This is a genomic window from Pseudomonas sp. Q11, assembly GCF_024494355.1.
Lineage (GTDB): Bacteria > Pseudomonadota > Gammaproteobacteria > Pseudomonadales > Pseudomonadaceae > Aquipseudomonas > Aquipseudomonas hefeiensis.
Map to the genome: position 1 here is coordinate 1 of NZ_JAKNQY010000039.1, position 19236 is coordinate 19236.

Consider the following 19236-nt stretch of genomic DNA (forward strand, 5'->3'; position numbering starts at 1 on the left):
AACACCTCTTTTTGACCGCTTTCGATCGAGAAGACCGAATCGTTAATAGAGCACTGCAACCGCCCTACCAACTGCTTCCCAAGCTTCGATGACCTGAAGCCCTACACTACCGAAAATCGTTTAACTCATTGAAACTCAAGGAGTTTTTAGTTTCGACTGCGCCGGAAGTGGGGCGAATTATAGACGTCCAGAATTTGCCGTCAACCCTTAATTTGATTTTTCTATCCAGCCAGAAGCACCTCACTGAAATCCGCCTTATATATAGACGGAATCGCTGCGATTGCGCAGTATATTGCGCAAACCAGCCTTCCCCCCGCTTTTATCTCGGACGACGCTTAGTAATGACTCTCCCACATCGCAGCCTGGCAACTACTCTTTATCCGGTCGCCCTTCTATTGATTGCCATGGCATCCATCCAGTCGGGAGCTTCACTTGCCAAAAGCATGTTCCCGGTCGTGGGCGCACAAGGCACTACAACGCTGCGGCTTATCTTTGCCAGTCTCATCATGCTGTTGTTGCTGCGGCCATGGCGCGCCAAGCTCTCGGCTCAATCCCTGCGCACCGTAATCGTCTACGGGATGGCGTTGGGCGGCATGAACTTTCTTTTCTATATGTCACTGCAAACCGTTCCGCTGGGAATTGCCGTGGCACTGGAATTTACTGGCCCTCTGGCGGTTGCCATTTACGCTTCGCGTCGGGCCATCGACTTTCTCTGGATTGCCCTGGCGATCACCGGCCTGCTTCTATTGATACCGACTGGAGCCTCCAGCAGCGGTATTGACCTGGTCGGCGCCGGTTATGCCCTGGGGGCGGGATTCTGCTGGGCGCTGTACATCTTGTTTGGCCAAAAGGCTGGCGCGGACAACGGCGTGCAAACCGCCGCACTGGGGGTAATGATCGCGGCCCTCTTCGTCGCACCGATCGGTATTGTCCACGCGGGGGCCGCATTGCTGACGCCAAGCCTGATTCCGATCGCCATTGCCGTCGCCATCTTGTCCACTGCCCTGCCCTACACCCTGGAGATGATTTCCCTTACACGAATGCCAGCCCGTACTTTCGGCACATTAATGAGCATAGAACCCGCGTTCGGTGCCTTGTCGGGACTCGTGTTCCTCCAGGAGTACTTATCCCTGGCCCAATGGGCGGCCATTGGCTGCATCATCCTGGCGTCAGTCGGCGCAACGCTGACGATGGGTAGCGCCGCGAAGCCCGCCATCGCGGTTGATTGACACAGGATTTAAGGAAGCTCTGGTATTTACCGCACATTTAGGCCATGTTTACCCCGTAACCTAATGTCAGACATGGAATTTTCATACAGGACGTCATGAACGCTTAAAGCAAAAGCGAACACAATCGCACGTGGACATAAGATCTGCGGCGGTGATAAGGACTGGAATGAAACGAATTTTGATATTGATCGTTGTGCTTGCAATTGCGGGCTGCGCGGCGACCACGAGAACAGAAGTCAAACGCGGTAAAAAAGGCTTGCATATCAACTGCTCCGGTCTTTCCTCGTCTTGGGGGCAGTGCGCGGCTAGCGCCGCCAATTCATGCGCCCCAAAAGGTTACAGGGTGATCGCAAAGTCGGGCGACGCCGTCGAGGAGCCGGGGGATTACCCCTTCGGACTCAACCCCGCCGGCTATACCAGTCGCAGCATGATCGTCATCTGTAAATAGGTGGCCGATCAGTCGAGCCGCTGCTGGGCCATTCGACGACTGATCTCATCATGGCTGGACTTTAGGACATCACGCTGGACCTCTGGCGTGGCCAGCATGCGGGCGACAACCAACGCGCCCACGCATTGCGACAGAATGGCCCAGGCCAGGCTTTCGCTTCCCAGTATCCGCGCCCAGCTTTCATGCAAACGACAGATCCACGTTTGCGCCGCCTCCCGCACCTGCACATCGGACCGCGCGATCTCAGCGCCCAGCACCGGCAGCGCACAACCCGCCTCCGGCTGTTCGACGTGGCTCATGCTCAGGTACTGCTTGAGGCATCGCTCCAGTTTCTGTGAGTCCAGAACATTCTCGCCACTCAAGCGTTCCAGGCTTTGCGCCAACTCTCGCTCGACGATCGTCTTGAAAAGCTCATCCTTGGATGAGAAGTGACTGTAGAACGCCCCGCCGCTCAAGCCGATCGCCTTCATCAGGCCATCGACACCGACGGTGGAAAACCCCGATTTCTTGGCGGACTTGGCACTGCTGGCGAGCAGTTTCTCTCGGGTCTCCAGTTTGTGACTGGCTGAATAACGCATATATCTGGCCTCTGATTGCCCACCTTGACGCTCGCCGGATCTTAGCATAACGTCCGTTTAGCTAACGATCGTTTACCAATGAGGCTAATCATGAATAACAAGAAGGTCGTACTGGTTGTTGGCGCAGGCGATGCCACCGGCGGCGCAATAGCCAAACGTTTTGCGCAGGAAGGTTTCGTGGCCTGTGTTACCCGCCGCAGCGCTGACAAACTCGCGCCATTGGTCGATTCAATTCGGGCTCAGGGCGGTGATGCTCATGGTTTTGCCTGTGACGCGCGCAAGGAGGACGAGGTGATCGCGCTGATCGAGCAAATCGAAAGCCAGATCGGACCGATTGAAGCCTTTGTATTCAACATCGGCGCCAACGTGCCCTGCAGCATCCTCGAAGAGACCGCGCGCAAATATTTCAAGATTTGGGAAATGGCCTGTTTTTCCGGTTTTCTCAATGCTCGGGAAGTGGCCAAACGCATGGCCTCGCGCCAGCGCGGGACGATTCTGTTCACCGGGGCCACGGCGGGACTGCGTGGGGCTTCAGGGTTCGCCGCCTTCGCAGGGGCCAAACATGGCATCCGCGCATTGGCCCAAAGCATGGCCCGTGAACTGGGCCCGATGAATATTCATGTGGCCCATGTGGTGGTGGACGGCGCCATCGACACCGACTTCATCCGCGATAACTTTCCGGAAAAATATGCAACCAAGGAAACGGACGGCATCCTCAATCCCGAACACATCGCAGACAACTATTGGTATCTGCACGCCCAACCCCGCGACGCCTGGACCTTCGAGCTGGACCTGCGCCCCTGGAGCGAACGCTGGTAAACCGCCACCCTCACAATAACTAGAGAGCAGATACCATGAGAAAATCCGTGGAGTTTTTCTTCGACCTGGGCAGCCCGACCACCTACCTGGCCTATACCCAACTGCCGCCGCTTTGCGCGCAGACAAACAGCCAGTTGATCTACCGTCCGATGCTGCTTGGCGGCGTCTTCAAGGCGACCGGCAATGCGTCACCGGTTACCGTGCCGGCCAAGGGACCTTATCTATTGAAGGATTTGAATCGCTTCGCCAATCGCTACGGCGTTGACTTCAAGCTCAATCCGCACTTCCCGATCAATACACTATTACTCATGCGCGCCGTGACCGGCATGCAACTGCACCATCCGGAACGATTCGAGGCCTTCATCGATTGCCTGTTTCGCGCCCTGTGGGTGGACGGCCGCAACCTCAACGACCCGGCAACAGTCGCGGAAGTTTTGAACCAGGGCCATTTTGATCCCGGTTATGTGCTGGCCCTGACGAGCAACGAGCAGGTCAAGGAAGCACTCAAGATCACCACCGAAGAAGCCATTAAACGGGGCGTGTTCGGCGCCCCGAGCATGTTCGTCGGCGACGAGCTGTTCTTCGGCCAGGATCGGCTGGACTTCGTCCGTGAAGCCCTGGGCTAATGCCTTACGTCAGATCGCCAGCGTCCGCGTGTTCAGCCATTGCAGCGCGTCGCCTTCCAGTAACGGGCTCAATCGACGCTGAACCTCGGCATGGTAGGCGTTGAACCAGTCTTTTTCATCCTGGCTCAGCAAGGACGGCTCCAGGCAGCGCGTGTCGATCGGGCACAGGGTCAGGGTTTCGAATTCGAGAAACTCGCCGAACTCGCTGCTCCCCCCCTCACGGTTCAACACCAGGTTTTCGATGCGCACGCCCCAACGGCCCGGACGATAAGTACCCGGTTCGATAGAGGTGATCATGCCCGCTTGCATCGCGGTCTGCGGCGCGGCGGCGGCCTGATAGGCAATCACCTGCGGACCTTCGTGAACGTTGAGGAAATAACCGACGCCGTGACCGGTGCCGTGACCGTAATCCACCTGCTCGGCCCAGATCGGCGCCCGGGCGATGGCATCCAGCAACGGCGACAGAATGCCCCGTGGGAATTTGGCGCGAGACAAGGCAATCACGCCCTTGAGCACGCGGGTGCAATCACGCTTCTGTTCCAGGGTTGGCGTTCCGACCGGCACCATGCGGGTGATATCGGTGGTGCCACCCAGGTATTGGCCACCGGAATCGATCAGCAGCAAGCCATCGCCCTCGATGACCGCATGGGCTTGCTCCGTGGCGTGGTAATGGGGCATCGCGCCGTTGGCGTTGAACGCGGCGATGGTGTTGAAGCTCAGGGAGACAAACTCCGGCCGGCGTGTACGGGCCGCGGTCAGGTGCTCATCGATGGTCAGCTCGGTAATGCGCTCGCGACCCCAGGCGCTTTCCAGCCAGGCAAAGAACTCGCAGAGCGCCGCGCCGTCCTGCTCCATGGCCCGACGGATGTGCTCGGCGTCGGCCAGGCTTTTACGAGACTTGGCCAGCGTCGTTGGATTGAGTCCCTCGACCAGCTTCACGCCACTGTCCAGATTATCCAGCAAACCGACCGTGACCCGCGCCGGATCGATCAGCAGGCTCGCGCTACTTGGCACTTCCCGCAATGCGGCCGCCGCTTCGCTGTAATCGCGCAGGGTCACGCCGTCCTGTTCAAGAACGGCACGCAGTGGTGCATCGACCTTGTCCAGGGCCACGAACAGCGTTGCCTGTTGCTGGCTGATCAAGGCAAAGGAAACGAATACGGGGTTGAACGACACATCCGCGCCGCGCAAGTTGAACAGCCAGGCGATGTCATCGAGCGTGGCGATGAAGTGCCAGTCGGCGCCGCGCTCCTTGAGGGTTTCGCGCAGCTTGGCGAGTTTCTCGACCCGGCTGACGGTCGCCTGCGGCGGCAGATGCGCGTAGACCGGTTGATCGGGCAGGTTTGGGCGATCGCTCCAGATTTCCTTGAGCAGATCAATATCGGTGCGCAATCGCGCCCCGCGCGCCTCAAGCTTGCCGCTCAGGGTCCGGGCAGAGGCCACAGCCATGACCGCGCCATCAACCGCAACCGCCGCGCCTTCAGGCGTCTGTTCGGCCAGCCAATCCAGGGGGCCGGCGTGACCGGGAATGAGCTTGACCAGTTCAATACCGCTGCCTTCAAGTTCCTTGGTGGCCTGCTCCCAATAACGGCTGTCAGCCCAGACGCCAGCGAAGTCCGCCGTGACGATCAGCGTCCCAACCGAGCCATGAAACCCCGATAACCATTGCCGTCCTTGCCAATACCCCGGCAAGTACTCCGACAGATGCGGGTCGGCCGATGGCACCAGCAGCGCGTGAATGCCTTCGCGATTCATCAACTGGCGGATTTGGGCCAGGCGCTGGGGAACCAGTCCATGGGTCAAAGGCTCGGTACTCATCGTTTCTCCTGCTCGTAAATAGTGTTGTTCGCTTGCACCAAGGGCTCTGGATAGCTGCCGCAGCGACTGATCAGCGAGCTTAACAGGCATCCGCCCCAAGCTCAGCCCTCAGCCGATGCTTTCGAGTAACAACGGATACAGCGAGGCGACCAATAATAGCGCCATCCCCCAGTTGAACAGGCGCAGCCAGCGACGATCACGCAAAAGATTGCGTAACAGACTGCCGCACACCACCCACAGGCTTACGCTCGGCAGATTGATCAGGGCAAACACCGCGGCGATAACCACCACATTGAAAAAATAACCTTGAAGCGGCGTGTAGGTGCTGATGGCTCCGATGGCCATGATCCAGGCCTTGGGATTGACCCACTGAAACGCCGCCGCCCCCCAATAGCTGATGGGCGTGCTATCCCCCGGCCGGCTCTCAGAGACCGGCCCGGAGTGGGCGATTTTCCACGCCAGGTACAACAGGTAGGTCGCTCCGACGTAGCGCAGCACGGTGTAGAGCAGAGGGTAGGTCTGGAACACCGCGCCCAGGCCAAGGCCCACCGCCAGCACCAGGGAAAAGAAGCCGCAGGTGATGCCCAGCATGTGAGGAATCGTGCGGTTGAAACCGAAGTTGACGCCCGAGGCCAGCAACATGGTGTTGTTGGGACCGGGGGTGATCGAAGTCACCAGGGCAAACAGGGCGAAGCCCAGCAACAGGTCTAGCGAAAGGGTCATGGCAGGCGTATCCATTGGGACGGTGAGTCAAGTCATGACCCTACCCCACGCCCCGATCCAAACCCATGGACAGTTAGGCAAAACTTCGAGCGGTACAGTCCTCAGCTCGGCCGCCCCGGCAGCTTCATGGCTCGCTCGGCGCTCATTTGCCCTTGGTCGTCGAAACCTACGTTTTTCTGCGAAGGACCGAGCAACTCGGCTTTTTTCGCGTGATACTCGTCAAACGACAGGCCCCGACGGCTCAGCGCTTCAAGGGCCAGTTCACGGGTTTCTTCGGCGGTGTAGGGGCGCAACTCCGGCGACGAAGAGGCGCAACCGCTCAACACAGTGGCCGTCAACAGCAGCAAAACAGCAAAAGTCCGATTCATGGCGAGTATCCAGTGTTCTGAAGTGAGGCGATGAACAAAGGCTACCCGCCGACTTCGCGCGGCAGAAATCAACCCTTTTGATAGTGGGTATTGCTGACTCGGATCATCCGCTGCGCTTAACCGACCAACTGGCAATGCAGCGCGTTGTCGGCGCTGCGTTCGATGTTGCGCAACACCTGGAACGAGCCGAATGTCACGGCCCTGGCCCTATGGGCCTGGATCAGCCGCCAGAAATCCTGCTCACCGCGCTCGAAACTCTGAAACGCCGCTTCGCCCGCCTCGCGGTTTTGCCAATGCAGATAGTTGAGAACCCGTCGTCCGTCCTCGCTGACCTGGATACTGGCACTCAGAAATCCCGCCTGCCCCCGCGCCAGGCGCTCGGTCTGTTCTGACAGGGCCGTCACCAGCGCCTGTTGCCATTGAGGTTCGATGTCGAACTCCATCAACTGGGTAAAACTCTGATTGTTCCTTGGTGATTGCATGGAAGGTCCTCGCTGTACGTAGGGCGGATCTTGCGGTCCGATGGCGTGCAGGGTAAAACCTCCAGTTAACTCAAGGTCAAGCAGAGAATGCAGGCAATGACACAGATAAACGTCCACAAGGAACTCACCGTCGGCCAAGTGGCCGCCCGCAGCGGCGTGGCCGTCACTGCCCTGCACTTCTATGAATCCAAGGGTCTGATCAAAAGTAATCGTAACCAGGGCAACCAACGCCGCTATCCACGGGAAGTGTTGCGGCGTGTGGCGCTGATCAAGGTCGCCCAAGGCTTGGGCATTCCGTTGGCCGAGATCGGCAGCGCCTTGAAAAATTTGCCGGACGACCGAGCCCCAACGGCGAGCGACTGGAAGATCCTCTCGGCGCAGTGGAGCCGCGAGCTGGATCAACGCATCAACCACTTGATGGCGCTGCGCGATCGACTCAACGGCTGCATCGGTTGCGGTTGCCTGTCGATGGAAGGTTGCCCGCTGCGCAATCAGGGCGATGTGTTGGGCAAGCGCGGGCCGGGAGCGCATCTGCTGGATGCGCCGTGAGACGTTCGTCGGGCCATGCGCCGCCCCCAAGTCGCTGTCCTATAGTGGATGGACGCAAATCGGCGAAGCCGTCTTCGCCTCCCAATAACAACAAGGAGAATCGTCATGGGTGTCAAAGCCATTCCTGAAGGTTTCCACAGCATCACGCCCTACCTGGGCATTCAAAAAGCCGCTGAAGCCATCGAGTTCTACAAAAAAGCCTTCAATGCCACCGAGGTCATGCGCCTGGCCATGCCGGACGGCGGCGTCGGTCATGCCGAGCTGCGGATCGGCGATTGCCCTATCATGCTCGGCACACCTTGTGATCAAGGGCCGTTGCGTAACCCCGAACAATCGGTGCCGGTAGGCCTGCATCTCTATGTCGAAGATGTGGACAATGCGTTCGCCCAAGCGATTGCCGCCGGTGGCACGGTGATTTCCGAGGTCAAGGATCAGTTCTACGGTGATCGCAGCGGCACCTTGAAAGACCCCTATGGGCATGTGTGGTTTCTGGCGACGCACAAGGAGGATCTGACGCAGGAACAGATTGAACAGCGGGCCAGGGAGATGTTTCAACAGCAGGGCTGACGGCCAACCTGCTCTTGTGGCGAGGGGACCTATCCCCTTGCCACAGTTTTTGCGTTTTCCGTCCATCCGGTTTGCTTCAGCAAGGGTGGAAATACATCCGATTCGTAAACGCGAAACATTTTCTTTCAACTTTCGCTTCGGGATTTCCATTGCTCGTTCGTCTTAATTAGATGCAGCAGGTCGCGTCGGCAAAAGCCACGACCGGCTTTTCAGGGTTCAGGGGATTACGAAGCCCGTAATACCGAGCCTTTCATCGAATCAAGACGTTCAAATCATGTCGAAGAAATCCCGCTCCAAACTCTGGTTCCTGGTTCATAGCTGGCTGGCACTGCCCATCTGGTTTTTCGTACTCATCGTTTGCGTCACCGGCACGCTGGCGGTGGTCAGTCAGGAAATCGTCTGGCTGGTCAATCCCGAGATGCGCGCCAGCAAACCCTCGGACGACGCAACGCTGCTCAGCTACGACCAGGTCGTCGCCGCCATCAAGCAAGCCCAGCCGCAAACCCAGGTGCAGAGCATCGTACGTCCGGACGAGTCGCATTTTGCCCTGGAGGTCGGCGTGACCTACCCCGACGGGCGCCCCGACAAGATCTACGTCAACCCTTACAGCGGCATCGTCCAGGGCTCGGCGCCGACGTTCAATTTCAAAGGCTTTACCCGCGCCCTGCATGGCTGGTGGCTGGTACCGTTCACCAACGGCTTCAGTTGGGGCTGGTACCTGGTGTCACTCCTCGGCCTGCCGCTGCTGGCGTCCCTGGTGACCGGGCTGGTGGTCTACAAGCGTTTCTGGAAGGGGTTTTTCCGGCCGACCCTGCGGATCCGTCACGGTGCACGCATTTTCTGGGGTGATTTCCATAGGCTCAGCGGTATCTGGTCGATCTGGTTCATCGCGGTCATTTCCATTACCGGCACCTGGTTCCTGATCCAGGCGCTACTGTCGGACAACCAGATTTCCATTTCCAGCGCACCGGTCATCCCGGTGGTGTCGCGGGAAAGTGTTCCGCTGTCAGCCGAAGGTGTTGCGCCGCCGCAACTGAACCTGGACCGCGCGATTGAAATCGCCCAGCAGCGCATCCCTGGCCTGGAAACGAGCTTCGTCAGCCTGCCCGGCAACGCCTATAGCCATCTGGAAATCGGTGGCCGCGGTTGGTATCCGCTGATGTTCCAGACCGCCACCATCAATCCCTATAACGGTGAGGTCGCCGCCTCGCGCCTGCTGTCGGACCGCACCGCGCTGGAATTCGTCACCGAATCCATGCGCCCGTTACACACTGGGGACTTCGGCGGCCTCTGGATCAAGCTCATCTGGTTCTTCTTCGGTTTGATCATGAGCATGATGGTCCTCAGCGGGCTGCTGATCTGGACCAAACGCACCGCCCTGGCCACCGCAAATGCCTTCAAGCGCAGCCAAAAACCTTCCCGGACAGGCCAATCTGCGCCGTTATTGCAGCCGTCCATCCACCGTGAATCAGCGGAGGGCAACCTGTGATCCCGTCCACCACCACCGCGTCGCCATCGCGCCTGAGTGTGTTCTGGCACAAATGGCGCTTTCACCTCAACGTGCTGCTATTGCTGATTCCTCTGGGTTTCATGCCCAAGTATTTCTCCGAAGCCGCGTTGTTCCGCGGCGATGCCGGGCTGGGTGAGCGGGAGGTTGGTGAAGTCCAGGTCGGCCCCTGGAGCTTGCGCCTGGCAGAATTTCGCGACGAAGCGCCACGCCTCGATGGGCCGGCAGGGCCTATGAAGCACTTCACCGCCGCGCTGTGCAAACGCTGCATCAGCCAGGTCAAGGCTACTTATCTGCGCATCGGCAAACCTCGCAGCCTGCGGGCCGCCGGGGTGATTTTCTTCGGCTCGCCCTATCGCATGGGCGCCTTGTTGCCGGTGCCGCAAAAGACCCGGCCCGACGCTGAGTTGTGGATCACCCTTGAAGGCTGGGACGGTTCGATGCACCAGGCTTCCATTCCCCTGAGCCAGGCCTCGCCGGCCACCATCGCCTGGCTGAAAACCCAAGGAGCCCGACCATGACTGCCCGCGGTTATCTCAACAGCCTGGCGCTGCTGCTCTGCGCAGGTGCCAGCAGCAACGCCCTGGCCCATAACCCGATGTGTGAATGCAAAGCCATTGATGCCGAGCAGATCCAGTGCACTGGCGGTTTTTCCGATGGCAGCGGCGCGCCCGGGGTGACCCTGGATGTGATCGGCTATGACGAAACCATCCTGGTGCCGGGCAAGCTCGGCGCCGATTCAACGCTGACGTTCAAGAAACCCAATGCCGAGTTCTACGTACTCTTCGACGCCGGCCCCGGCCACGTGGTGGAAATCGACCAAGCCGATATCGAGGCCCCATGAGTAATCCCACCACCCAAGTGATTCGCCCCGCCGGCGCCGGCCATGAAACCCTGTATGTGTTGCTGCTGTGCCTGATCATCGTTCTGGTGGCCGGGTCGGTGGTGGCCTGGCACGGTGAAACCCAGGACGTCAGCCATGTGCCAGCCCATCAACTCGACGCCCGCCGCGATCTCAGCGCCGCCGAGCAAGGCATCTATGCCGATCTGCGGGTGACCCTGGATGAGATCCGCCTGCTACGCGAAGAACAGCAGTCCCTGCCAACCCCGCAAAATCTGGCCGAAGAGGGCTTTGCCCCGTTCGCTCAGGACGCCAGTTCCGTCAGCCGAGGCGGACATGTCTGGCGGCAGGTGGAGAGCCGGGCCTACTTCGGCGTCAGTGCAAATCCATCCGTCGCCGGTTCATTTCTGATGCGCATCAGCGAAGCATCCGACGCCGCCCCGGACATCTGGCTCAATCGCGGCAACAGCGTCGCCGTCTCCAGCGATCTGGACGATACCGCTTTGTCCGCCGCCGGCTGGAAACAGATCGTCGCGCAGTTCGACGCCGGCGTAACGCGCCAGCACCGGCACTGACCCCACGCCCTCATTCGAGAGAAGACCGTTTGCCCATGTCTATTGCATTTCAACGCTGCCCCTTGCTGCGCCTGCTGCTGATCGGCCTGCTCGCCTGCCTGTTCACCCCACTGGCCAGCGCCGAAGCGGCCAAGCGCCTGCGTATCGGCATCACCTTGCATCCTTATTACAGCTACGTGGCCAACATCGTCGGCGACAAGGCCGAAGTGGTGCCGCTGATCCCGGCCGGCTTCAACCCCCACGCCTACGAACCTCGTGCAGAGGACATCAAGCGCATCAGCGGGCTCGATGTGATCGTGCTCAATGGTGTGGGCCATGACGATTTCGCCGACCGGATGATCGCCGCCAGCGAAACCCCGAACGTGAACGTGATCGAAGCCAACGAAAACGTACCGTTGCTGGCCGCCACCGGGATCGCCGCCCGGGGCGCCGGCAAGGTTGTGAACCCGCATACTTTCCTGTCCATCAGCGCCTCCATTGCCCAGGTCAATAACATCGCCCGGGAACTGGGCAAGCTTGATCCGGACAACGCCAAGGTCTACACCCAGAACGCCCGCGCCTATGGCAAGCGCCTGCGGCAAATGCGTGCCGCGGCGCTGGCAAAGCTGACCCAGGCTCCCAATGCCGAGTTACGGGTCGCCACGGTCCACGCCGCCTACGATTACCTGCTGCGCGAATTCGGTCTGGAGGTCACCGCCGTGGTCGAGCCGGCCCATGGCATCGAGCCGAGCCCTAGCCAGTTAAAGAAAACCATCGACCAACTGCGCGAACTGGACGTGAAAGTGATCTTCTCGGAGATGGACTTTCCCTCCACCTACGTCGACACCATCCAGCGGGAGTCGGGGGTAAAACTGTACCCGCTCTCGCACATTTCCTACGGCGACTACAGCGCCGAGAAGTACGAAAAGGAAATGACCGGCAACCTCGACACCGTGGTCCGGGCCATTCAGGAGTCCGGCGCATGACTGTCCAGGAAACGCTCACCTTGCAACACGTCGGTCCCTTGATCGAGTTCGGCGACGTCAGCCTGAACCTGGGCCGCACTACGATTCTCGACGCCGTGGCCTTCCAGGTGCAGCCCGGTAGCATTCATGCACTGGTGGGTCCGAACGGCGGCGGCAAGAGTTCGCTGATCAAGACCTTGCTGGGGCAGATGCCCCACCAGGGACGCTTGAGCCTGCAGTGGCCGGGGGAGCCCGGTGTCATCGGCTATGTGCCCCAGGCCCTGGAATTCGACCGGGGCCTGCCTATGACCGTGGATGATTTCATGGCAGCGATGTGCCAACGCCGGCCGGCCTTTCTCGGCCTGAGCAAGCATTACGTCGGCGCCATTGGCCAGGCCCTGGAACGGGTCGGCATGCAGGACAAACGCAAGCGTCGCATGGGCGCGCTGTCCGGCGGTGAACGCCAGCGGGTGTTGTTGGCCCAGGGGCTGATTCCTGCGCCGCAACTGCTGGTGCTGGATGAACCGATGTCGGCGCTGGACGAGGCCGGTATCCAGGTGTTTGAACAACTGCTGCGAGACTGGCGCCAGGCCGGGATCACGGTGCTGTGGATCGAACACGACCTGGAAGCCGTCGGGCGCCTGGCTGACCGCGTCACCGGCCTGAACCGCCGCGTGTTGTTCGATGGCCCGCCGCGCCAGACCCTGACGCCGGAGCGCTTGCTGACGCTGTTTTCCACCCATCCACGCACGAACGGGAGCGCCGCCTGATGAGTTACGAAGCTTTTCGTTTGATGGTCCAGGGCTGGGCGTCGTCTGGCTATCTGCCCGAAGCGCTGGCTTACGGGTTTGTGGTCAATGCGTTGCTGGCCGGGCTGCTGATCGGTCCGGTCCTGGGTGGCCTCGGCACGCTGGTGGTGGTCAAGCGTTTCGCGTTTTTCTCCGAAGCGGTGGGCCACGCGGCGCTGACCGGCGTGGCGGTCGGCATCCTGCTCGGCGAACCCTACACCGGCCCCTACGGCAGCCTGTTCGGCTATTGCCTGCTGTTCGGCATCCTGCTCAATTACCTGCGCAACCGCACCGGCCTGGCACCGGACACGCTGATCGGAGTTTTCCTCTCGGTGTCCCTGGCCCTGGGCGCCAGCCTGTTGCTGATCCTGGCGGGCAAGATCAACGTGCACATCCTGGAGAACGTGCTGTTCGGCTCGGTACTGACGGTCAATGGCAATGACCTGCTGGTGCTGGCGGTGGTCGGCTCACTGGTGATGGCTTTAGCGTTGCCGCTGTACAACCGCATCATGCTCGCCAGTTTCAACCCGCAACTGGCGGCGGTGCGCGGGGTCGCGGTCAAAACGCTGGATTACCTGTTCGTGGTGTTGGTGACGCTGATCACCGTGGCGGCGGTAAAAGTCATCGGCGCGATTCTGGTGGGGGCCTTGCTGGTGATTCCGGCAGCAGCGGCGCGTCTGCTCAGCCAGTCGTTGAAAGGGTTTTTCTGGTGCTCCGTGCTGATCGCAACCGTCAGCACCCTGTGCGGGATTCTCGCACCGATTGTCTTCGACCTGCCGATCCCGTCCGGTGCCGCGATCATTCTGGTGGCCGGCATCGCATTCGCCCTGGCCGCCATCGCCCGGGGTGTTGTCCCCAGCCTCAAAGGGAATCTTGGATAAATGGTTTTTTCATTGCGACAACTGGCATTGGCCGTGGCCCTGTGCGGTCTGGTAACCAGCCCTTCTTTCGCCGCCGAAGGCAAACCGGTGCGCCTGCTTGCTTCGTTGCCGGTCACCTACGGCTTGAGTGAAGCGTTGCTCAAGGGCACCGATGTCAGCCTGGAGCGCGCCGCCCCGGCCAATCTGCCCGGTACGCGTCAGAATGCCTACTTCAGCGGCCGTGGTGCGCCGGCCCTGACCAAACTGGCCAGCGACGCCGACGCCGTCATAGGTCTGCGCTCGTTGTGGCCGGATGATCCGCTGTATCCCATGGCCCGACGCAGCAACATCCGCATCGTCGAAGTCGATGCCGCCCGCCCGGTGGACGGCGCCCTGCCCGGCATCGCCGTGCAATCGGGGTCGGCCGATGGCCTGGCGAGCCAACCGTGGATGGCCAGCCATAACCTGGGGCGGATGGCCGATGTCATCGCCGCCGATCTGGTGCGCCTGGCGCCAACGGCCAAACCGAAGATCGACGCCAACCTGGCGGCCCTCAAGCAACGCCTGCTCAAGCTCAGCGCCGACAGCGAAAGGCGCCTGGCCAGCGCCGACAACCTGAGCGTGGTCAGCCTGAGCGAGCATTTCGGCTACTTGATCAGTGGTTTGAATCTGGACGGGATCAACACCGATGCCCGACCCGACGCCGAATGGACACCCGAAGCTCTCCAGCAGTTGACCGCTATGTTGAAAGACAACGACGTGAAGCGGGTGCTGCATCATCGTCAGCCCGCGGATGCCGTGAAAGCGGCCATCACTGAAGGCGGCAGTCAATTACTGGTCCTGAGCACCGACGACGCCGATCCCGTGGCGGAGCTGGAAAGCAATGTGGACCTGGTCGTCACGGCGTTGACAGGGGGCTGACTGCAGGAATGCGCTCTGTGGGAGCTGGCTTGCTCGCGAAAACGGTGTATCAGGCGACATCAATGCTGACTGTGCCGGCCTCATCGCGAGCAGGCTCGCTCCCACAAAGGATTTGCATCGGACCCAGAACTCAAATCCATCACTGATGAATTGTGGGAGCGGGCTTGCTCGCGAAAGCGCTGTGTCATTCGACATCAATGCTGACTGTGTCGGCCTCATCGCGAGCAGGCTCGCTCCCACAAAGGATTTGCAGCGGACCCAGAACTCAAGTCCATCACAGATGCATTTGTGGGAGTGGGCTTGCTCGCGATTGCGGTGGATCAGGCGACATCAATGCTGACTGTGCCGGCCTCATCGCGAGCAGGCTCGCTCCCACAAAGGATTTGCATCGGACCCAGAACTCAAATCCATCACTGATGAATTGTGGGAGCGGGCTTGCTCGCGAAAGCGCTGTGTCATTCGACATCAATGCTGACTGTGTCGGCCTCATCGCGAGCAGGCTCGCTCCCACAAAGGATTTGCATCGGACCCAGAACTCAAGTCCATCACAGATGAATTGTGGGAGCCAAGCTTGCTCGCGATTGCGCTGGACCGGCTTGCATCAATGTTGAATGTCTGACCGCTTTCGCGAGCAAGCCCGCTCCCACAGATTTTTATGTCAGTTCAAAACATCCCCCGGCACCCGCACAAAACCTTCCATCAATACCCGCGCGCTGCGGCTCATGATGGCTTTTTTCACGGTCCATTCGCCATTGACCTGGCTGGCCTCGGCGCCGACGCGCAACGTGCCGGAGGGGTGGCCGAAGCGCACGGCGTTGCGGTCGATGCCGCCGGCCGCCAGGTTCACCAGCGTGCCGCTGATCGCCGCCGCTGTGCCGATGGCGACTGCCGCGGTGCCCATCATGGCGTGGTGCAGTTTACCCATGGACAGCGCCCGCACCAGCAAGTCGACGTCCCGCGCCGTCACCGCCTTACCGCTGGAGGAGACGTAGTCCGCCGGCGGTGCGACAAACGCCACTTTCGGCGTGTGCTGGCGCTGGGCGGCTTCGTCCAGATGCTGAATCAGGCCCATGCGCAAGGCGCCATGGGCGCGGATGGTTTCGAACATCGCCAGAGCCTTCGGATCGCCGTTGATAGCACCCTGCAATTCGGTGCCGGTATAGCCAACGTCCCGGGCATTGATGAAAATCGTCGGGATCCCGGCGTTGATCAGCGTCGCTTTGAAGGTACCCACACCGGGCACTTCCAAGTCGTCCACCAGGTTGCCGGTGGGGAACATCGAGCCACCACCGCCCTCCTCCTCGGCCGCCGGGTCCATGAACTCCAGTTGTACTTCGGCTGCCGCAAAGGTCACGCCGTCGAGTTCGAAGTCACCGGTTTCCTGCACCGCACCATCGGTGATCGGCACATGGGCGATGATGGTCTTGCCGATGTTGGCCTGCCAGATCCGCACCACCGCCACGCCGTTCTGCGGGATACGACCGGCTTCCACCAGACCGCTGCCGATGGCAAACGAACCCACCGCCGCCGACAGGTTGCCGCAATTGCCGCTCCAGTCCACGAACGGCTTGTCGATGGACACCTGACCGAACAGGTAATCGACGTCGTGGTCCGCCCGAGAGCTCTTGGACAGGATTACGGTTTTGCTGGTGCTGGACGTCGCACCGCCCATGCCGTCGATCTGCTTTTCGTACGGATCCGGGCTGCCGATCACCCGCAGCAACAACGCATCCCGGGCCGGGCCGGGGACGCGAGCCGCTTCCGGCAGGTCTTGCAGACTGAAAAACACGCCTTTGCTGGTGCCGCCACGCATATAAGTGGCCGGGATTCTGATTTGCGGTGCGTGAGCCATGATGCTCTTCCTTAAGCGGACACCAACCGGTGTCCGCAGCAGTGATTTAAACGGCAACCGCCGATTCGAGGAAGTCCTGGGCAAAGCGTTGCAGCACGCCTCCGGCTTCGTAGATCGACACTTCTTCAGCGGTATCGAGGCGGCAAGTCACCGGCACTTCAACGCGTTCGCCGTTCTTGCGGGTGATGACCAGGGTCAGCGTCGCACGCGGGGTGCGCTCGCCGATTACGTCATAGATCTCGCTGCCGTCGATGCTCAGGGTCTTGCGGTCGGTGCCCGGCTGGAACTCCAGCGGCAACACGCCCATCCCTACCAGGTTGGTGCGGTGGATACGCTCGAAGCCTTCGGCGGCAATCGCCTCGACACCGGCCAGGCGCACGCCCTTGGCCGCCCAGTCGCGGGAAGAGCCCTGGCCGTAGTCGGCACCGGCGATGATGATCAGCGGCTGCTTGCGCTCCATGTAGGTTTCGATGGCTTCCCACATGCGCATGACCTTGCCTTCCGGCTCGACACGGGCCAAAGAACCCTGCTTGACCTTGCCGTTTTCCTGGACCATCTCGTTGAACAGTTTCGGGTTGGCGAAGGTCGCACGCTGGGCGGTCAGATGGTCGCCCCGATGGGTTGCGTATGAGTTGAAGTCTTCTTCCGGCAGGCCCATTTTCGCCAGGTATTCGCCAGCGGCGCTGTCGAGCATGATGGCGTTGGACGGCGACAGGTGGTCGGTGGTGATGTTGTCCGGCAGCACCGCCAACGGACGCATGCCCTTGAGCGGCCGCGCACCGGCCAGCGCACCTTCCCAATACGGCGGGCGACGGATATAGGTGCTTTGCGGGCGCCAGTCATACAGCGGCGTCACTTTTGGCCCGGTGTCCTCCTGGATGGCGAACATCGGGATGTACACCTGACGGAACTGCTCCGGTTTCACCGAAGCCTTGACCACCGCGTCAATTTCCTCGTCGCTCGGCCAGATGTCCTTGAGGCGAATTTCCTGACCATCCACCACACCGAGCACGTCCTTCTCGATGTCGAAACGGATGGTCCCGGCGATGGCGTAGGCCACCACCAGCGGCGGCGATGCCAGGAACGCCTGCTTGGCATACGGGTGGATGCGCCCGTCGAAGTTGCGGTTGCCCGACAACACGGCGGTGGCGTACAGGTCGCGGTCGATGATTTCCTGCTGGATCAGCGGATCCAGCGCACCGGACATGCCGTTGCAGGTGGTGCAAGCGAAGGCCACGACACCAAAACCCAGTTGCTCCAGCTCTTTGGTCAGACCGGCTTCATCCAGGTACAACGCAACGGTTTTCGACCCCGGCGCCAGGGACGACTTGACCCACGGCTTGCGGGCCAGGCCCAGGCGGTTGGCGTTGCGCGCCAGCAAGCCGGCGGCGATCACGTTGCGCGGGTTGCTGGTGTTGGTGCAACTGGTGATCGCGGCGATGATCACCGCGCCGTCGGGCATTTGCCCGGGCACATCGTCCCACTGGCCGGAGATGCCTTTGGCGGCCAGATCCGATACCGCGACGCGGGCGTGAGGATTGCTCGGGCCGGCCATGTTGCGCACCACCGACGACAGGTCGAAGGTCAGTCCTCGCTCGTACTGCGCGCCCTTGAGGCTATCGGCCCACAAGCCCACATGCTTGGCATAGGTTTCCACCAATTGCACCTGGGTGTCTTCGCGGCCGGTGAGCTTCAGGTAATCGATCGTCTGTTGATCGATATGGAACATCGCCGCCGTGGCGCCGTATTCCGGGGCCATGTTGGAAATGGTCGCGCGGTCGCCCAAGGTCAGGGCACTGGCGCCTTCGCCGAAAAACTCCAGCCACGCCCCGACGACTTTTTGCTTGCGCAGGAACTCGGTCAGCGCCAGCACCATGTCGGTGGCGGTGATGCCCGGTTGCAGCTTGCCGGTCAGCTCGACACCAATGATTTCCGGCAGGCGCATCCACGAGGCACGCCCCAGCATCACGCTTTCGGCTTCCAGGCCGCCGACGCCGATGGCGATCACGCCCAAGGCATCGACGTGGGGGGTGTGACTGTCAGTGCCCACGCAGGTATCGGGAAACGCCACGCCGTCACGCTGCTGGATCACCGGCGACATTTTTTCCAGGTTGATCTGGTGCATGATCCCGTTGCCCGGCGGGATCACGTCGACATTCTTGAAGGCTTTCTTGGTCCAGTTGATGAAGTGGAAGCGGTCTTCGTTGCGCCGGTCTTCAATGGCGCGGTTCTTGGCGAACGCCTGGGGATCGGAACCGCCGCTTTCCACCGCCAGCGAGTGGTCGACGATCAGTTGGGTCGGCACCACCGGATTGACCTTCGCCGGATCGCCACCCTGCAGGGCAATGGCGTCGCGCAGGCCGGCCAGGTCCACCAGGGCGGTCTGGCCGAGGATGTCATGGCACACCACCCGGGCCGGAAACCACGGGAAGTCCAGATCGCGCTTGCGCTCGATCAGTTGCAGCAGCGACTCGCCCAGCGTGGCCGGGTCGCAGCGACGCACCAGGTTTTCCGCCAGCACCCTGGAGGTATACGGCAGGCCATCGTAAGCGCCAGGCCGGATGGCATCCACGGCCCCGCGAACGTCGAAATAATCCAGCGAAGTGCCGGGCAGCGGGTTGCGAAATTCTGTGTTCATCGTCAGCACTCGGGTCACGGTGGTTTCAGAGGGGTGGCGCAGCTACTGAAGTAACCTGTTCCCCTGTGGGAGCGAGCCTGCTCGCGATTGCGGAGTGTCGGTC

At 60.9% G+C, this 19236-nt stretch carries 21 protein-coding genes; 14 read left to right on the top strand and 7 right to left on the bottom strand.

Features of this window, described 5'->3' with window-relative positions; genetic code table 11:
* Nucleotides 1-341: 341 nt before the first annotated feature.
* A complete protein-coding gene (rhtA, locus tag MA884_RS26380) occupies nucleotides 342-1229 on the top strand; it encodes a threonine/homoserine exporter RhtA (RefSeq protein ID WP_256233249.1) in 888 nt (295 codons plus the stop codon).
* Nucleotides 1230-1395: 166 nt separating this feature from the next.
* Nucleotides 1396-1677, top strand: coding sequence for a hypothetical protein (locus MA884_RS26385; protein WP_256233250.1), 282 nt, complete (start codon nucleotides 1396-1398; stop codon nucleotides 1675-1677).
* A gap of 8 nt (nucleotides 1678-1685) precedes the next feature.
* Here the strand turns inward: MA884_RS26385 and MA884_RS26390 are convergent, their stop codons facing one another.
* Entirely contained in the window at nucleotides 1686-2255 is a 570-nt protein-coding gene (locus MA884_RS26390; RefSeq protein ID WP_256233251.1) for a TetR/AcrR family transcriptional regulator, read from the bottom strand.
* Between the two features lie 90 nt (nucleotides 2256-2345).
* Between MA884_RS26390 and MA884_RS26395 the strand changes: the two genes are divergently transcribed.
* Together MA884_RS26395 and MA884_RS26400 are read left to right on the top strand one after the other, a co-directional pair.
* The gene (locus MA884_RS26395; RefSeq protein ID WP_256233252.1) at nucleotides 2346-3074 is read left to right on the top strand and encodes an SDR family oxidoreductase; all 729 of its coding nucleotides are present in this window, start codon (nucleotides 2346-2348) and stop codon (nucleotides 3072-3074) included.
* A 35-nt stretch (nucleotides 3075-3109) separates the two neighbouring features.
* Entirely contained in the window at nucleotides 3110-3700 is a 591-nt protein-coding gene (locus MA884_RS26400; RefSeq protein WP_256233253.1) for a 2-hydroxychromene-2-carboxylate isomerase, read from the top strand.
* Nucleotides 3701-3709: 9 nt separating this feature from the next.
* On the opposite strand, the gene MA884_RS26405 is transcribed toward MA884_RS26400, so the two are convergent.
* From MA884_RS26405 to MA884_RS26420, 4 genes are all read right to left on the bottom strand, one after another.
* Nucleotides 3710-5518: an aminopeptidase P family protein gene (locus MA884_RS26405; protein ID WP_256233254.1), complete on the bottom strand. Its 1809-nt coding sequence runs from the start codon at nucleotides 5516-5518 to the stop codon at nucleotides 3710-3712.
* Between the two features lie 108 nt (nucleotides 5519-5626).
* A complete protein-coding gene (locus MA884_RS26410; protein ID WP_256233255.1) occupies nucleotides 5627-6241 on the bottom strand; it encodes a LysE family translocator in 615 nt (204 codons plus the stop codon).
* Between the two features lie 101 nt (nucleotides 6242-6342).
* Nucleotides 6343-6609, bottom strand: a complete 267-nt coding sequence (locus MA884_RS26415; RefSeq protein ID WP_256233256.1) for a hypothetical protein — start codon at nucleotides 6607-6609, stop codon at nucleotides 6343-6345.
* Nucleotides 6610-6725: 116 nt separating this feature from the next.
* On the bottom strand, nucleotides 6726-7091 hold the full coding sequence (locus tag MA884_RS26420) for an antibiotic biosynthesis monooxygenase (protein WP_256233257.1): 366 nt from the start codon (nucleotides 7089-7091) through the stop codon (nucleotides 6726-6728).
* 96 nt (nucleotides 7092-7187) lie between these two features.
* Between MA884_RS26420 and soxR the strand changes: the two genes are divergently transcribed.
* From soxR to MA884_RS26470, 10 genes are all read left to right on the top strand, one after another.
* Nucleotides 7188-7640: a redox-sensitive transcriptional activator SoxR gene (gene soxR, locus MA884_RS26425; RefSeq protein ID WP_256233258.1), complete on the top strand. Its 453-nt coding sequence runs from the start codon at nucleotides 7188-7190 to the stop codon at nucleotides 7638-7640.
* A 105-nt stretch (nucleotides 7641-7745) separates the two neighbouring features.
* Nucleotides 7746-8207, top strand: a complete 462-nt coding sequence (locus tag MA884_RS26430; protein WP_256233259.1) for a VOC family protein — start codon at nucleotides 7746-7748, stop codon at nucleotides 8205-8207.
* Between the two features lie 274 nt (nucleotides 8208-8481).
* On the top strand, nucleotides 8482-9696 hold the full coding sequence (locus tag MA884_RS26435; protein ID WP_256233260.1) for a PepSY domain-containing protein: 1215 nt from the start codon (nucleotides 8482-8484) through the stop codon (nucleotides 9694-9696).
* Nucleotides 9693-10235, top strand: coding sequence for a thiamine pyrophosphate-binding protein (locus tag MA884_RS26440; protein ID WP_256233261.1), 543 nt, complete (start codon nucleotides 9693-9695; stop codon nucleotides 10233-10235). The genes MA884_RS26435 and MA884_RS26440 overlap by 4 nt, the downstream gene beginning before the upstream one ends.
* Nucleotides 10232-10558, top strand: a complete 327-nt coding sequence (locus tag MA884_RS26445) for a hypothetical protein (protein WP_139049504.1) — start codon at nucleotides 10232-10234, stop codon at nucleotides 10556-10558. The genes MA884_RS26440 and MA884_RS26445 overlap by 4 nt, the downstream gene beginning before the upstream one ends.
* Entirely contained in the window at nucleotides 10555-11130 is a 576-nt protein-coding gene (locus MA884_RS26450) for a DUF6162 family protein (protein WP_256233262.1), read from the top strand. The genes MA884_RS26445 and MA884_RS26450 overlap by 4 nt, the downstream gene beginning before the upstream one ends.
* A 35-nt stretch (nucleotides 11131-11165) precedes the next feature.
* Complete coding sequence (locus MA884_RS26455) at nucleotides 11166-12095, top strand: metal ABC transporter substrate-binding protein (protein WP_256233263.1); 930 nt, start codon at nucleotides 11166-11168, stop codon at nucleotides 12093-12095.
* Entirely contained in the window at nucleotides 12092-12844 is a 753-nt protein-coding gene (locus tag MA884_RS26460; protein ID WP_256233264.1) for a metal ABC transporter ATP-binding protein, read from the top strand. Before MA884_RS26455 ends, MA884_RS26460 begins: the two co-directional genes overlap by 4 nt.
* Entirely contained in the window at nucleotides 12844-13743 is a 900-nt protein-coding gene (locus tag MA884_RS26465; protein WP_047228283.1) for a metal ABC transporter permease, read from the top strand. Before MA884_RS26460 ends, MA884_RS26465 begins: the two co-directional genes overlap by 1 nt.
* On the top strand, nucleotides 13744-14643 hold the full coding sequence (locus MA884_RS26470) for a metal ABC transporter solute-binding protein, Zn/Mn family (RefSeq protein ID WP_256233265.1): 900 nt from the start codon (nucleotides 13744-13746) through the stop codon (nucleotides 14641-14643).
* A gap of 658 nt (nucleotides 14644-15301) precedes the next feature.
* Here the strand turns inward: MA884_RS26470 and prpF are convergent.
* Together prpF and acnD are read right to left on the bottom strand one after the other, a co-directional pair.
* Entirely contained in the window at nucleotides 15302-16495 is a 1194-nt protein-coding gene (gene prpF / locus MA884_RS26475; protein WP_256233266.1) for a 2-methylaconitate cis-trans isomerase PrpF, read from the bottom strand.
* A gap of 46 nt (nucleotides 16496-16541) precedes the next feature.
* A complete protein-coding gene (acnD, locus tag MA884_RS26480; protein WP_256233267.1) occupies nucleotides 16542-19133 on the bottom strand; it encodes a Fe/S-dependent 2-methylisocitrate dehydratase AcnD in 2592 nt (863 codons plus the stop codon).
* Nucleotides 19134-19236 lie beyond the last annotated feature (103 nt).

Excerpts from the sequence above, each read along its gene's own strand:
- MA884_RS26455 (WP_256233263.1), top strand. The coding sequence starts at position 11,166 with ATGTCTATTGCATTTCAACGCTGCCCCTTGCTGCGCCTGCTGCTGATC.
- MA884_RS26385 (WP_256233250.1), top strand. The coding sequence starts at position 1,396 with ATGAAACGAATTTTGATATTGATCGTTGTGCTTGCAATTGCGGGCTGC.
- MA884_RS26420 (WP_256233257.1), bottom strand. The coding sequence starts at position 7,091 with ATGCAATCACCAAGGAACAATCAGAGTTTTACCCAGTTGATGGAGTTC.
- MA884_RS26395 (WP_256233252.1), top strand. The coding sequence starts at position 2,346 with ATGAATAACAAGAAGGTCGTACTGGTTGTTGGCGCAGGCGATGCCACC.
- MA884_RS26460 (WP_256233264.1), top strand. The coding sequence starts at position 12,092 with ATGACTGTCCAGGAAACGCTCACCTTGCAACACGTCGGTCCCTTGATC.
- MA884_RS26470 (WP_256233265.1), top strand. The coding sequence starts at position 13,744 with ATGGTTTTTTCATTGCGACAACTGGCATTGGCCGTGGCCCTGTGCGGT.
- MA884_RS26390 (WP_256233251.1), bottom strand. The coding sequence starts at position 2,255 with ATGCGTTATTCAGCCAGTCACAAACTGGAGACCCGAGAGAAACTGCTC.
- MA884_RS26445 (WP_139049504.1), top strand. The coding sequence starts at position 10,232 with ATGACTGCCCGCGGTTATCTCAACAGCCTGGCGCTGCTGCTCTGCGCA.
- rhtA (WP_256233249.1), top strand. The coding sequence starts at position 342 with ATGACTCTCCCACATCGCAGCCTGGCAACTACTCTTTATCCGGTCGCC.
- MA884_RS26430 (WP_256233259.1), top strand. The coding sequence starts at position 7,746 with ATGGGTGTCAAAGCCATTCCTGAAGGTTTCCACAGCATCACGCCCTAC.
- MA884_RS26400 (WP_256233253.1), top strand. The coding sequence starts at position 3,110 with ATGAGAAAATCCGTGGAGTTTTTCTTCGACCTGGGCAGCCCGACCACC.
- MA884_RS26435 (WP_256233260.1), top strand. The coding sequence starts at position 8,482 with ATGTCGAAGAAATCCCGCTCCAAACTCTGGTTCCTGGTTCATAGCTGG.
- acnD (WP_256233267.1), bottom strand. The coding sequence starts at position 19,133 with ATGAACACAGAATTTCGCAACCCGCTGCCCGGCACTTCGCTGGATTAT.
- prpF (WP_256233266.1), bottom strand. The coding sequence starts at position 16,495 with ATGGCTCACGCACCGCAAATCAGAATCCCGGCCACTTATATGCGTGGC.
- MA884_RS26415 (WP_256233256.1), bottom strand. The coding sequence starts at position 6,609 with ATGAATCGGACTTTTGCTGTTTTGCTGCTGTTGACGGCCACTGTGTTG.
- MA884_RS26405 (WP_256233254.1), bottom strand. The coding sequence starts at position 5,518 with ATGAGTACCGAGCCTTTGACCCATGGACTGGTTCCCCAGCGCCTGGCC.
- MA884_RS26450 (WP_256233262.1), top strand. The coding sequence starts at position 10,555 with ATGAGTAATCCCACCACCCAAGTGATTCGCCCCGCCGGCGCCGGCCAT.
- MA884_RS26410 (WP_256233255.1), bottom strand. The coding sequence starts at position 6,241 with ATGACCCTTTCGCTAGACCTGTTGCTGGGCTTCGCCCTGTTTGCCCTG.
- MA884_RS26465 (WP_047228283.1), top strand. The coding sequence starts at position 12,844 with ATGAGTTACGAAGCTTTTCGTTTGATGGTCCAGGGCTGGGCGTCGTCT.
- soxR (WP_256233258.1), top strand. The coding sequence starts at position 7,188 with ATGACACAGATAAACGTCCACAAGGAACTCACCGTCGGCCAAGTGGCC.